Annotated in this window: 19 protein-coding genes and 1 pseudogene; 4 read left to right on the top strand and 16 right to left on the bottom strand. The window is 45.1% G+C overall.

Annotation, left to right across the window (positions count from 1 at the left end; translation table 11 throughout):
- Positions 1–10 precede the first annotated feature (10 nt).
- Together ACSIPU_RS27960 and arsC are read left to right on the top strand one after the other, a co-directional pair.
- Positions 11–1,300, top strand: coding sequence for an arsenic transporter (locus ACSIPU_RS27960; protein WP_153743511.1), 1,290 nt, complete (start codon positions 11–13; stop codon positions 1,298–1,300).
- A gap of 12 nt (positions 1,301–1,312) precedes the next feature.
- On the top strand, positions 1,313–1,738 hold the full coding sequence (arsC, locus tag ACSIPU_RS27955; RefSeq protein ID WP_153743510.1) for a glutaredoxin-dependent arsenate reductase: 426 nt from the start codon (positions 1,313–1,315) through the stop codon (positions 1,736–1,738).
- Positions 1,739–2,512: 774 nt separating this feature from the next.
- Here the strand turns inward: arsC and ACSIPU_RS27950 are convergent.
- The 16 genes from ACSIPU_RS27950 to ACSIPU_RS27875 all read right to left on the bottom strand — a co-directional run bounded on the left by ACSIPU_RS27950 (position 2,513) and on the right by ACSIPU_RS27875 (position 12,489).
- Positions 2,513–3,118 carry a hypothetical protein gene (locus ACSIPU_RS27950; protein WP_000137794.1) on the bottom strand — a complete coding sequence of 202 codons (606 nt, stop codon included), beginning with the start codon at positions 3,116–3,118 and terminating at the stop codon, positions 2,513–2,515.
- Positions 3,119–3,334: 216 nt separating this feature from the next.
- Positions 3,335–3,616, bottom strand: a complete 282-nt coding sequence (locus ACSIPU_RS27945) for a hypothetical protein (protein WP_000703842.1) — start codon at positions 3,614–3,616, stop codon at positions 3,335–3,337.
- 145 nt (positions 3,617–3,761) lie between these two features.
- A complete protein-coding gene (locus tag ACSIPU_RS27940) occupies positions 3,762–3,938 on the bottom strand; it encodes a hypothetical protein (protein ID WP_000802040.1) in 177 nt (58 codons plus the stop codon).
- A gap of 53 nt (positions 3,939–3,991) precedes the next feature.
- Positions 3,992–4,303, bottom strand: a complete 312-nt coding sequence (locus tag ACSIPU_RS27935; RefSeq protein ID WP_000633161.1) for a hypothetical protein — start codon at positions 4,301–4,303, stop codon at positions 3,992–3,994.
- Between the two features lie 222 nt (positions 4,304–4,525).
- Positions 4,526–4,726, bottom strand: coding sequence for a hypothetical protein (locus ACSIPU_RS27930; RefSeq protein WP_000814953.1), 201 nt, complete (start codon positions 4,724–4,726; stop codon positions 4,526–4,528).
- A 39-nt stretch (positions 4,727–4,765) separates the two neighbouring features.
- Positions 4,766–4,990 (bottom strand): hypothetical protein, encoded by a 225-nt coding sequence (locus tag ACSIPU_RS27925; protein WP_000551490.1) that lies wholly within the window; start codon positions 4,988–4,990, stop codon positions 4,766–4,768.
- A 54-nt stretch (positions 4,991–5,044) separates the two neighbouring features.
- Positions 5,045–5,248, bottom strand: a complete 204-nt coding sequence (locus tag ACSIPU_RS27920; RefSeq protein ID WP_000781547.1) for a hypothetical protein — start codon at positions 5,246–5,248, stop codon at positions 5,045–5,047.
- A gap of 552 nt (positions 5,249–5,800) precedes the next feature.
- Positions 5,801–6,292 (bottom strand): DUF3085 domain-containing protein, encoded by a 492-nt coding sequence (locus ACSIPU_RS27915; protein WP_001371932.1) that lies wholly within the window; start codon positions 6,290–6,292, stop codon positions 5,801–5,803.
- A 4-nt stretch (positions 6,293–6,296) separates the two neighbouring features.
- Positions 6,297–6,608: a DUF957 domain-containing protein gene (locus tag ACSIPU_RS27910; RefSeq protein ID WP_001165367.1), complete on the bottom strand. Its 312-nt coding sequence runs from the start codon at positions 6,606–6,608 to the stop codon at positions 6,297–6,299.
- Positions 6,609–7,124: 516 nt separating this feature from the next.
- Positions 7,125–7,445: a hypothetical protein gene (locus ACSIPU_RS27905; RefSeq protein WP_000071366.1), complete on the bottom strand. Its 321-nt coding sequence runs from the start codon at positions 7,443–7,445 to the stop codon at positions 7,125–7,127.
- 178 nt (positions 7,446–7,623) lie between these two features.
- A complete protein-coding gene (locus ACSIPU_RS27900; RefSeq protein WP_000336109.1) occupies positions 7,624–7,851 on the bottom strand; it encodes a hypothetical protein in 228 nt (75 codons plus the stop codon).
- Positions 7,852–8,025: 174 nt separating this feature from the next.
- Positions 8,026–8,919 carry a hypothetical protein gene (locus ACSIPU_RS27895; RefSeq protein WP_000252081.1) on the bottom strand — a complete coding sequence of 298 codons (894 nt, stop codon included), beginning with the start codon at positions 8,917–8,919 and terminating at the stop codon, positions 8,026–8,028.
- Positions 8,909–10,021 (bottom strand): toxic anion resistance protein, encoded by a 1,113-nt coding sequence (locus ACSIPU_RS27890; RefSeq protein WP_000609386.1) that lies wholly within the window; start codon positions 10,019–10,021, stop codon positions 8,909–8,911. Before ACSIPU_RS27890 ends, ACSIPU_RS27895 begins: the two co-directional genes overlap by 11 nt.
- On the bottom strand, positions 10,018–10,827 hold the full coding sequence (locus ACSIPU_RS27885) for a toxic anion resistance protein (protein ID WP_000368643.1): 810 nt from the start codon (positions 10,825–10,827) through the stop codon (positions 10,018–10,020). Before ACSIPU_RS27885 ends, ACSIPU_RS27890 begins: the two co-directional genes overlap by 4 nt.
- Before the next feature lie 362 nt (positions 10,828–11,189).
- The gene (locus ACSIPU_RS27880; protein ID WP_001371936.1) at positions 11,190–11,321 is read right to left on the bottom strand and encodes a hypothetical protein; all 132 of its coding nucleotides are present in this window, start codon (positions 11,319–11,321) and stop codon (positions 11,190–11,192) included.
- Positions 11,322–11,520: 199 nt separating this feature from the next.
- On the bottom strand, positions 11,521–12,489 hold the full coding sequence (locus tag ACSIPU_RS27875) for an IS5-like element IS903B family transposase (protein WP_022649395.1): 969 nt from the start codon (positions 12,487–12,489) through the stop codon (positions 11,521–11,523).
- Between the two features lie 29 nt (positions 12,490–12,518).
- Here ACSIPU_RS27875 and ACSIPU_RS27870 point away from each other — a divergent pair.
- Positions 12,519–12,650, top strand: a pseudogene (locus tag ACSIPU_RS27870) (pyridine nucleotide-disulfide oxidoreductase); the annotation flags it as partial.
- A gap of 177 nt (positions 12,651–12,827) precedes the next feature.
- A partial coding sequence (locus ACSIPU_RS27865; RefSeq protein ID WP_001515738.1) for an IS1 family transposase occupies positions 12,828–12,916 on the top strand: 89 nt, incomplete at its 3' end.

The following is a 12,916-nucleotide window of genomic DNA, read 5'->3' as shown; positions in this document are numbered from 1 at the left end:
GGAGTCTGAGATGCTTTTGGCAGGGAGTATATTTTTACTGACGCTGATACTGGTGATCTGGCAACCCAGAGGCTTGAGCATTGGCTGGAGTGCGAGTATCGGGGCTGTGCTGGCGCTGGTAACCGGTGTCATCCATATCACTGATATTCCCGTTGTCTGGAATATCGTCTGGAACGCGACAGCGGCATTTATTGCGGTCATTATCATCAGCCTGCTGCTCGATGAGTCCGGCTTCTTTGAGTGGACCGCACTACACGTCTCCCGCTGGGGTAACGGACGTGGTCGCCTGCTGTTTACCTGGATAGTGTTGCTCGGTGCCGCTGTCGCTGCTTTGTTCGCCAATGACGGCGCCGCGCTGATCCTGACACCAATTGTGATTGCGATGCTGCTTGCAATGGGATTCAGCAAGAGTACAACACTGGCCTTTGTGATGGCAGCAGGATTTATAGCAGATACGGCCAGCCTGCCGCTCATTGTTTCCAACCTGGTGAATATCGTATCGGCGGACTTTTTCGGTCTGGGTTTTACGCAGTATGCCTCCGTTATGATCCCCGTAGATGTGGCAGCAATTGCGGCTACGCTTGTCATGCTGCATCTCTTCTTCCGCAGGGACATTCCGGCGACGTATGACGTTTCGCTGCTGAAGACTCCTGCCAGTGTGATAAAAGATCCGGCAACATTCAGGGTGGGCTGGATTATCCTGTTATTGCTGCTTGTCGGTTTCTTTGTTTTGGAGCCTATGGGGATCCCGGTCAGCGCGATAGCCGCTACTGGCGCAGCTGTACTGTTTATAGTGGCGAAAAGAGGTCATGCCATCAACACCGGAAAAGTCCTGCGCGGTGCGCCATGGCAGATCGTTATTTTTTCGCTGGGTATGTACCTGGTGGTCTATGGCCTCCGCAATGCAGGGCTAACGGAGTATCTGTCTGGCGTGCTAAACCTGCTGGCAGAAAAGGGGTTATGGGCAGCAACGTTTGGCACCGGCTTCCTGACCGCGTTCCTGTCGTCGGTGATGAACAATATGCCGACAGTGCTGATTGGCGCGTTGTCGATTGATGGGAGTATGGCGACTGACGCCGTCAAAGAGGCAATGATTTATGCCAACGTGATCGGCTGCGATTTAGGCCCGAAAATCACCCCGATTGGCAGTCTGGCAACCCTGCTTTGGCTGCATGTGCTTGCCCAGAAAAATATAACGATTACCTGGGGATATTACTTCCGCACCGGCATTATCATGACTCTGCCCGTGCTGTTTATCACTCTGGCCGCACTGGCGTTGCGGCTCTCCATCACTTTGTAATGAGATACAGATATGAGCAACATTACCATCTATCACAATCCAGCCTGTGGCACTTCACGTAACACGCTGGAGATGATCCGTAACAGCGGTAACGAACCAACCATTATTTATTACCTCGATACTCCCCCAACTCGTGATGAACTTAGCAAAATGATTACAGATATGGGCATTTCAGTACGTACATTGCTGCGTAAGAACGTCGAACCTTATGAGCAGTTGGGTCTTGATGAAGACAAATTTTCTGATGAGCAGTTGATTGATTTTATGCTTCAGCATCCGATCCTGATTAATCGGCCGATTGTAGTGACGTCGATCGGCACACGTCTTTGTCGTCCCTCCGAAATGGTGCTGGATATTCTACCGGAAGGTCAGAAAGGAGTGTTTTCCAAAGAGGATGGTGAGAAGGTCATTGACGAAACGGGTAAACGGGTTAAGTAATCTGCCCACTTCAAAATATCGGACGCCTGTTAACGCTATGCGGGCGTCCGCTTCTCGCTCAAAGCGGCCTAAGGGATATATTGTAGTTCAATTAACCCTTTTACTTGCAATCTAACCATTGAACACAGTTTCGATAGGGGCAATCCGATCAATGCGTTAGCTGCTATATTTGGCTAATTCCTTGGAATGCAGGACGCGAGCTGGGGTTAACACTATAGCTTAAGCTCTTCTAGGAATTGAACGGCACTAATAATAACTGAACTTCGCCAACTACTACTATTTTTTGCCATATTAAAATGTAATTAAATAGCGGGTTTTAGGTGTAAAATTTTAGTTAAATGACATTTTACTTTATATATGTAATAAAATATGCATACAAAAATCTATTTCAGTAGCTCTTTCTGTACCCAAGGGATATCGGTGTAGTAAATATTTGCGGTTATATCTTCGCCATAGTAACCTGAATGTGACTAGCATACAGGGGCCTCGGGTTAATTGAAAAATTACTCGGGGCTTTCTGCTTTTACCACAGTCAAACAGTGTTACCGCTGGCTGGGGCAAAAGCCTCCAGCACCAGCGTTATTATACCACCCTGCCCTGATCAGCCAAACACCCCGCCTACATAAATTACTGATTTTTCATTTATTTGACATGATTCACTTCCGGTTGTCGGCGAAAGTCATTTTATACTAAAGAAAAGGGTAACGGGCAGCTGCTGGGTCGGAACATACAGTGCAGTTCCTGCCCGTTTAATTTCCGGATGCAATGGTAGGATCAGGAGGCACTGCTTCCGTTGATTAGGGAAATCTTATGTGCCTGAATACGGCTGTATTCGAGATGGGATGCAATATTACAGATGCGCTCCAGTCGATCATGCAGCCTCGTGTAGGTCAGTCGATGAATACCGGACATTTCATCAAGTAGCCAGCGCTTGATGTAAGGGTTACAGGAAAGCCGGGCAAGATCGTCGTCATCCACTTCGTCAAAGAACCAGTACTGCTCCATCGGGACTACCTGAAATATCCACGGCCGGGGATAGTCCCCTGTGACAACCAAAAACCATGCAAGAAAGCATAGACACAGCTCAACGACCATAAGCATCGAAAATTGCGAATAACTTAGACCGGGCACATAGGGTGAACTATCCGCAACATACCCCCTGAGCAATTCCGCCACAAGGTAGCCCAATAGCGTCAAGGCCAGCATCAGGGTCAGGATTAATCCCCCATTAAACGCTACCGAAGCCTTTTGAACCCGATCAGGTGCTGTCCGGCTGCGATAGTTGGTCACTACTCTTTCTACAAGTGCCCTTATGGCAGCCTGTTCTTTACTGACATCAGCTCCGGAAAAACCGGACGGGCTTTTATTTAATTCAGTCATACCCCACTCCTGTTATGTGCTCTACTTAACAAACACGTAGATCATACAGAGCTCACGGACGCACTCCTGCCAGATAAAGGAGGGAATTTGGCTGTAAGACGGTTAGCCAACAGTTCAGGTTATGCGTGGGATCCGCCCAGTCAGAAAGGATTCCGTTAATAACAGGCAAGGTTAAAGGCAGATGGACGGTGAAATTGTGGGTGCTAAAAGGGGGTATTACTCTTTTTCCTGCATAGCGGTTTTTTCAGCCCGGGTGGCCAGACGAACATTTCCGAAAGGCTCACGGACAAGCAGTGGCTTCTCCTTCTTCCAGCCCCTGATAGCCGTTTCTCCAAACCGACGTGGTGCATTGCCGTTCCAGCGAGCAATCACATGGTTATCATGAATTTCAATAATGACAACGGGGTGGACAATGACCGTTGAAATGGTGGTATTTCCCATTTTGGTACGGGTTACAGACCAAACCTGCATCCCGGATTCCAGCTGGCTGATTTTCATATTATATCCTTAAGCCATCACGAACTGCGCCACAAACAATTAATGTGGCGCAATTTACCATAAACAATAAACATCAGATACCCGTGAAAAGATTTCCCTTTATTTTAAAATTCTTCTGGAGAAAAAATGATATTTCCAGAAGAGGTCAGCGAAATTCAGAAACGGCCATCACAATGGTGCTGCGCTGACGCTGGCGTTCTGCCTTGCGCTGCCTGCGGCGATAGATCTGTTTTGCGCTGACGTAAGGGCAGTCCTCACGGGTATACCAGCAGCAGCCGCAAGGTTCGGGCCGGGGTTTTCCGGCAAGTCCAAATGGTTTCATCAAGTCACCTTTTTAATGTTTTTAATGGAAAGATACTTACCTAACCCATTGTTTTATAGGAAATAACGTTGTTGCATAAACAGATACAGATAACCCTCAGGAGAAAACATGCAAAGGTTATCAGTGATAACCGCGTCCAGATACCGAGTGTCAGTCTGTAAACGTTTTATCACCAGAAAATGTGCTGCCGCAGCCTTAATGCCAGAACTACCGTTTACAACATTATGTATACCCGCTTTGAATAACGAACGAGCATGAATTACCTTTTCCCGGGCCGCTTCGATCTCAGCATTAATAACGCATTGCCGCGCCTGGATGACTGCCTCTCCGGTTAAATCGCGGAAATTCATTAGAGATGTGATCATGATTGACTCTCCAGATTATGTGGAATCATTATAACAACTGGCACCACGCCACAAATAACCTGAGATAAATTCTTTGAAATATTCCTATATATAAGGAATTACAGTCGGAAAAGAAACAATGAAATAGCGCCGACCGCTTAAAATCGATAAATTAAAATGGACGGCACTGGAATGAAAAACTGAAAGTAGTAAGACCGTAATTATCCTTCACGGATGTAAGCTTTAAAAGAGGAGTACTGGCAAAGCTTTGCCAAGTACTTCGGCGGTTGTGTCTACGATTTTACGGATGTCATCGATCTGCGAAGGCTTATTCAACACCACCGTAAAAAGCTCTCCTTCGTTATCAGCCTGCTCGCAGTTTCCGTATCGGCTCCCGTCGTACAGCTGCACAATACGTGACATAGAAGACTTTGTTTGTTTCATGGCTTTGCACCTGCTTTTAGGCAGTTTGGTTACTGGTTATCAGAAGCTGGTTTCATGCGCTTCCGGCTGGGACACGAACTGGTATTTGACGCCGCCAGGCACACCTACTGCTTCGGCAATAGAGTCGCAAAGCCGCGATAAATCATTTAGTGTCATCGGATATTCAATATCTACTGAATATAAAGCACCTGCATTTTCAGCATCTTCGATGTTTTTATACTGGGCACTAAATATAGCAATGGTCTGAATTTCGTGGTTATGCATGAACCGGTCCTTATTAAATTATAAAAGCCACCCGAGAGTGGCCTGAGTGGAAACTTAAATCTGTGAAGTATATTTGAGAGATTTTTTGCGATCCAGATGCCGGGCAACAATGGTTCCGATAACAAGTAGCGTGATGACCGCACTGAAGAAGGTGCTGTCAGGGACGCCCTGGAAAAAATCACTGAAACTGTAAACAATAAAAATCAATGCGCAAAAATAGAAAACGATACGAACATAAGGGGTAAAAAACATTTTCATCGGTTGCCTTCCATTCAGGGAGAATTCTCAGTAATTACATCACACCTGAAGAGAAACTATTTTCGTATAAATGAGCATTTTCGACATATCAGAGGGGGGTTTTACTCATAAATGAGGTAGTAAGGGTCACACTTGAGATGAAAGTTACTTTCCTGGCTGCGAACGAACTATCTCAAATGTTAGAGGTGTGCGTTCGCCTTAAGAGCTTCATGCCCTGAGGAGCTCAACTTGAGCCGATAGTATAAACCTGGCTCCAGATGCCTTACTGGCTGGCATAACTCCACGAGGCCCAGCCGGAACAGGACCGGAGAGCTCCTGCACGTCACATCATCAGGATTCCCCATAAACGTACGCCGTTCTCTGGCCCGTCTGAAATTGCCAGAGATATCATAGATCGTGCCGGATGCCATCCGTCTTAACACGTAAATCTGCGCCCTTGTAAGCTTCTGGGCGGAACTGCTTAAACCTGACATACCTTCCCGGCCTTATATAAAACAATCCGCCAGCAGCTCGACTGGCGGACAATGTTTGACTGGAAACAGCAAGGACATACTATTTGCTGACAAGTTTGATATTGGTTTCACTCATTCGAAGTCGAAACTCCTGAAAACCCTGCTCTACCGCTAACTCCAGCCACTCAACGGGAATGGTATAGCTACAATCAGACCCACCCAAAGCGGCATCACAAGCGTAATCCCAGTCCTCATCCAGTTTTGGATTCATCCCCTGGGCGTAAGCCACAGTATCGCGGGATGCGGGAGAGCCCTCAAGCTCAGCATTAGTGATCAGGTATACACCATGACTGTGCGCGAGAAGCACTTTTGGCACCAGATGTGTGCTGGCAATTTTTGAGGATGAGGGAAAGAAAACCCTACCAGCTTTACGCGCCTCTTCTTCAGTCTGTCCCTCAGCGTTAAGGAGGGCTCCCCCCGGATAGCATGCCGGGTCATAGATCTGATCTGGGGTGACCGAAAACGTTTTTGCGGTGCGAATTTCTTCGATCAGTTTATTGATATCTGCCATTTCAAATACGAGAGTGGTCACAGGCTTACTCTCCCTCTTCAGTGGACAACATCAGATACTTTGTTGCCAGCAGAAGCTCTCCCACATCCTTGAGGGACAATTCAGCTTTGCCTTCTACGGCAAGCTGCAAGCGCTGTCGAATTGCATGAACAGAATCTGAAGATAAAGATGCCATTTTGCGCAAAACGGCATTAGCCTTTTCTACAGCAGGATACAGAATTTCTGAGTTGGTATTATCTTCGTCATTATCAAAGATAATTTCAGAATCCATATTGATGTTATCTTCAAGCCAGCTTGAAAGCACTTCAAGTAATGACATCACCTTTTCAATTTGCATATCGCCTCCTCTGTTAACATGAAACAAATATAACAAAGTGGCTTACCCGGCTAATAACCTGAGCAGAAAGTTTTCGAACTTAGTTTGAAAACAAGTTTTCTGCTCAGGTTAATGTTAAAGTCGCTGGGTAAAAGATAAAAGGCACTGAAGATGATTTAAGCATCAAACAGACTAAATAGGATTCCGTCTTTTATAACGCTTTTAAAATAGAATGAATGAAATATAAATTTTGCGTTTAAGAATGAACGCTGTAGAGGATGATTTATCCAGTGATATGCAGTTTGTGGCCTTTAAAAAGGCTTTATTATGGACTTGAATTGCAAAGAGAGCACCGACATTTTTCTGGGGGCTCCCGCAGAGAAAAAGCTGTGAGGTTATGAAGACGTATAGGAGGTATTCGGCGAAATACTGTATGGCCACAGGAGAGCTTCAGCACCCATATCCTGCCGCCTCGCTCGCCTGTGGTGATTTCAATATGTTCTACGTCATACCACGTAGTTGTATTTCTCACTTTGTTTATGCTTCCTGACACCGCGTGAACGCAATCTTCGTCTGGATGCGTTCATAGATGGAAAACTGCCTTTCAATGGAATCGGCATTAGACAGTAATTCATGAAGCTCAGCAGAATCTGTATCAGGAACGATAGCGACAGAAACTCCATATTTACGCCCAGTTCTGATCAGGTGCGCAAGTTTTTCCTTCTCTGATTCTGTGAGCATTGCCAGATCCCTTCCGGATACCTGCTCGATAAATGGACCAAGGTTTTTCGGAAAAAAGGGTTCGGCATCAGAATTATGTACCGGGAGCGTTTGCGGCTTATCGAAGCTATTGGACATGAAAAGAACCTTTATAGTTAGAGAGGTGGAGACTGAATGCGTAGCCCATTAAAATTAGTAGTGCCACACTCGAATGCTAATCATACTTTATGATGGCTATGGTAGGAATGGCCGTCAACTTAAACCGCCAGAAGCGAGCCATTCACCGTTAAAGTAACTTTCCCGTATGATGTTCTTTTTATGGAATGAGTTGTTCACACTCCTCTTTAAGAGCCGCCCTGGAACGAGATCGACAGACTTTGCTTAATGAAGAGCGTAATTGATGTTCATCAACCCCATCAGCGACAAACTGACCAATTTTCTTTTCAAGACGCTGCATTGCCTCATAAAGCTTGGCATCAGTATTATTTTTAAGAAACCTCAGTATATAATCAGCAATAATTTGAACAGGAGTAAAGTTACACATCATGTATCCTTAATAAGTTGTGTAAAAATAAAACCATAAAAAACATAATCAGAAGTAGATTATTATACTTGAGTAAGCTTTTCAGCTAACAAGCTGGAGAAGCAGATTCCGGTAAATTACTACATATTTGATAAAAGTTACTGAATAAAAAAGCCCAGCGTACCGGGCTTTCATTCAATTTGATTCTAAGAATCTGACTCGCCGCCTGATTTTTATACCAAGAAGAGCGAACAAAACGCCAACGAATGCGACGGGACTACCTACTTTAAGACAATTAACCGACGCTTTTGAAAAGGTATGTGATTTAGACATACGTTTTTGCTCATAACGAATCGCAAGTGGTGAGACGGATTTATCTAAAGCTGTCTTTTCCAATGCATAACGAACTTTCACGGGAATATTTGACTGTAATACACCAGACATATACGCCCTAACAACATTCTGTGTTAACTTCACATCTGGCTTGCCGAGTTTTATATGTAGTTGCGCCTTTAAATAGTTTACAGATACCTCTTCGCCTGAGGGCCAATTACTATCATTTAAATATGCGACAAGTTTATCGTATTTTTCATGTTTTACATATTTCTTGATAACCTTTACAGTCGAAGCTGAAGTGGCATCAGTCTCTTCCGAACCTAAAGCAGATGTAAAAACTGACAAGCCGATAAGAAAAGCGCCAGCAATTAGAAGCATCGGGAATATCTCACCTATTTCCTCCCCCTTTAAAATTTTAAAGGCAGTTGAAGAAACTACTAATAGCCCCATAATCCCTAATAGCAACTTAGAATATGTAGTTAGGAAGCCTCCAAATGCATCGCCAAAATCCGAAACCACTAACTTATCTTCACCTTCAGATGAATTGAAGAATGACAAGGGCACATCAATATCAAAGTCCAGAACTGAAGGTGAGAGGTGTAATGACAGCAACCACAAGCAAAGACCAAAAATCATTATCAGCAGGCCCGCACCAAATATCGCGAAACCTGAATTTCTAATCTTTATAGACCGGTGAAAAAGAAATGACAGTTCACGGGAAAAATCGTCACTACTCTTAAGGTTACGCACCATGATCTACCCCTTTTTGTGTCAGTCGGGTGCGCAAATTCTCACGCATGGCAAGAACCTGTTTTTCTGTTTCCCTGAGCTTAATAGCCCCTTCTCTCTGGATTTTAACAACATCGCCAACCGTCTGGATAAGCGTATCCTGCACCTCTTTAAGGGTGCTTATATCAATAACCAGCCGTTGGTTTGCTTTCATAGTTTCTACTGCATTGCGATGCAGTAATTTTGCATTACTACGGAGTAACTCATTGTTGGCATTATCGATATCATTGGCAAGATTTACAGCGTTACGCTGTCCATTTAGAGAAATGGCTAACAGAAACTGACGCTTGAAATTAGGGACAGTAACCTCTTTGACGCTATGAAACTTGTCGATAAGACTTTGGTTATTTGCCTGTATAATCCGTACCATTGGCAATACTTGCATAGCAGACTGCTGAGAAACAACTAAATCGCCAATACGTTTTTCTAAATTAGCAATTAGCGTATCCAGATCAGATACTTCCTGGAACTTAGCAGGATTGTTACCAACATTAGCTCTGAGATTTTCTGCTTTTAATTGTAATTCTCCCAGCCTTAATTTACCGGCAGCAATATGTACACCTGTTAAGTGGTGTTCTTTAACGACTTCATCAAACATTTGCTGGAGCGAAATATTATTAGAACCGAGGCTATTCTGTGTAACTGAAACCTCTGAAACCAGAGCATCGATTTGTTCACGAGTTGATTCAAACTGTGCGGCGAAATTCTTCCCACGGGTGCGGATTTTATCCAACAAAGGGCCAATAACTGGCAGATTTGAACGACTTTCAGTTAAGTTCGAGATGTTTACATTTCTTGCAAGGTTGATAATTTCAGTTAATTTGCTCCCGGCTTCGTCTAAATCTTTATTGCGAATTTGCTCAAGCAGGCTATCCGCATAATTAGCAGTGTTTTCCCCCATTGCCCGGCCAAAACGATAAACTGTTCCTGGATCATCGGCATTAATGCATTCCGCGACGGCTTTAATCTCTTGTTCATCTTGCTCATTCAGCCCGAACTTTTCCAGTTCAGCGGAAGTCAAAGTAAAAGCAACAACCTCAGTTTTGGTGGTCAAATTATTAATCATTTTTGGAATCCCTCTAAATTTTGTCGCAGGCTTTTTAGAAGAGCCTCGTGGGCCTGATTAGCTTTTCTAACAATCGTAGGGTCAGTGTTATTTACTGATAACAGCGAAAGTGTGTGTTGCCGCCATACTGGAACCAGGACTTTTATAGTTTCGTTAAAGCGGTCAGCAATATCTATACAAGTCCCGCGAGTGATTTCCATCTGCATGGCGGCCATTTCATGAGACGCAAGCAGTGTTGCCAGGTTAGCTAAACGTCTGGCAAATCTTTCCCTCGGTTTATCGAAGACAAGGCTTAGATCGTCACTATTTTTTTCTTCGGTAGAATCCCTAAGGAACTCATGGCCTGCCTGGATAAAAATTTTAAGGCGTTTGATTTCTGACACATATGTTTCAAGCAGCTCTTCTAAAGCCAGTAGCGTCTCATTCACATGTGTCAGATATCCGTTCCCCTCATTAATAAGATTTTCCACCTTCTCACGTGCGTGTTGGTAACGAACGCGCTTTTCAAGGTGTTTGCCCGTAAAGCGGGAAAACCAGGATGGATTGCTACTGATAGAACGTGGATCTGCCTCCGCTAAGGCACTTACGATACGGTTCAAGGCTCCTGATAAAGCGGTAACTGCGTCTTTCTCCAGAAGATTTGAATACTTATCCATAGCCTTCGAAGATAAAGCCGAGTCGCCGTAATGGCTTATTGCCCCAGCATTAAGCAGAAGACCGGGTATAAATTCTTCTTTGAGTTCTGCTATCGATATGTTGCTGCTGTCAGTTGAAACGTTCATTTTTGCCTCAAAATGGTTATCCATGACAGCCTATCATTTACCGTTCTGCTGATTTTTCGGTTAAAGCGCCAAAACCTGGGTTTATCCGTTTTCGAGGCAAAAAAATAGAATCTGATCCTCACGTAACCCTTTGCCATTCTGATTAAAGGAGAAGTCCCCTACTGTCTGTGCACTGAATTCAGCACTGGATGAAGTTAGGACATGAAGTGCACATAGATCCCCTGCTTGACCTACCAATCACCGCCTTCAATGTTTAGATCTGGTGACCTTACAGCGACCATTTCTCTAACCGGATGGTCATTGTTGTCGTGGCTGCTCCCCAACAGCAGGCTTACCGTTCCGCTGGCAGAGTAATACATCGCGTCAGGAAAGTGCTCCCTGACCTCCTAAAGCAATTTGTTCATGCTGTTAGTTAAACGATAAAAGCGTCGGGCTGCGTTCGGCATAGCTTCTTCCAGGAGGTCAGAAGCATCAATCTCACGGCCGTTTATAACGCGGAGAATATCTTGCTCATCCATAGGTTACTCCCAGGCAATAAATCAAAGTGGCCAGGCAAAAGGAGACTCGCCTGGCATCAAAAAGAATAAAAGGTCGTTACGAACTGATAATGATGGCCTGGTCAGTTTGAGGAAGTCGGTTTCCTCTGATGAATGCTGGATGGGGCTTTGTTGAATAAATCAGATTTCGGGTAAGTCTCCCCCGTAGCGGGTTGTGTTTTCAGGCAATACGCACGCTTTCAGGCATACCTGCTTTCGTCATTTTGTTCAGCGCTCGTACCAGGGCCATAGCCTCTGCAACCTGACCATCGTAGTCACGCAGTGTCAGTGAACCTCCGAACAGCTGTTTTACCCGGTACATCGCCGTTTCCGCTATCGAGCGACGGTTATAATCTGTTGTCCATTTCCACCGCGCATTACTCCCGGTCAGCCGCTGATTCGCAACAGCACGGTTACGGTCTGCATATTCACCGGGCCAGTAACCCGCGCCTTTTCGGGGCGGGATAAGCGCGCTGATTTTCTTACGCCGCAGTTCATCGTGACAGAGCCGGGTGTCGTAAGCGCCGTCTGCCGATGCTGCCCTGATTTTTCTGTGAGTCTGCCGGATAAGACCCGGGAAGGCTTCTGAGTCCGTCACATTGTTCAGCGACAGGTCTGCACAGATGATTTCATGTGTGTTGCTGTCAACTGCCAGATGCAACTTTCGCCAGATACGGCGGCGTTCCTGGCCATGTTTTTTGACTTTCCATTCGCCTTCACCAAAGACCTTCAGCCCGGTGGAATCAATCACCAGATGCGCGATTTCACCCCGGGTGGGCGTTTTGAAACTGACATTAACCGACTTTGCGCGCTTGCTGACACTGGTGTAATCCGGGCAGCGCAACGGAACATTCATCAGTGTAAAAATGGAATCAATAAAACCCTGTGCAGCCCGCAGGGTCAACCTGAACACGCGTTTAATGACCAGAACGGTGGTGATGGCGAGATCAGAATAGCGCTGAGGTCTTCCCCGTGATGAAGGCGTTGCCGACTCATACCAGGCCTGAATAGCTTCATCATCCAGCCAGAAAGTTATGGAGCCACGGTTGATGAGGGCTTTATTGTAGGTGGGCCAGTTGGTGATTTTGAACTTTTGCTTTGCCACGGAACGGTCTGCGTTGTCGGGAAGATGCGTGATCTGATCCTTCAACTCAGCAAAAGTTCGATTTATTCAACAAAGCCCACGAGATGATCAATATAGTGAAAATGGTGATGGATGCCGGGCTGCCTTATAGCATATTACGCGATCAGATATTTACTCATCCGTCGATGAGCGAATCACTCAATGATCTATTTTCATTAGTCAAATAAACTCAAAATCAGACGCCAGAACAAATATTCTGGCGTCTCAGAGAAAAGAATCTTATTAATTCTCTGTTACTCTATAACTTCTTAATCACTTCATTGATGGTATTTTATATGTTTAAAAAATCGGTGATGCTGCCAACTTAATGATTTAGTGTATGATGGTGTTTTTGAGGTGCTCCAGTGGCTTCTGTTTCTATCAGCTGTCCCTCCTGTTCAGCTACTGACGGGGTGGTGCGTAACGGCAAAAGCACCGCCGGACATCAGCGCTA

It is taken from the genome of Klebsiella sp. HN106, assembly GCF_051209435.1.
Lineage (GTDB): Bacteria > Pseudomonadota > Gammaproteobacteria > Enterobacterales > Enterobacteriaceae > Klebsiella > Klebsiella oxytoca.
The sequence above is the reverse complement of the archived record's forward strand: the minus strand, read 5'-3'. Positions and strand labels throughout refer to the sequence as shown.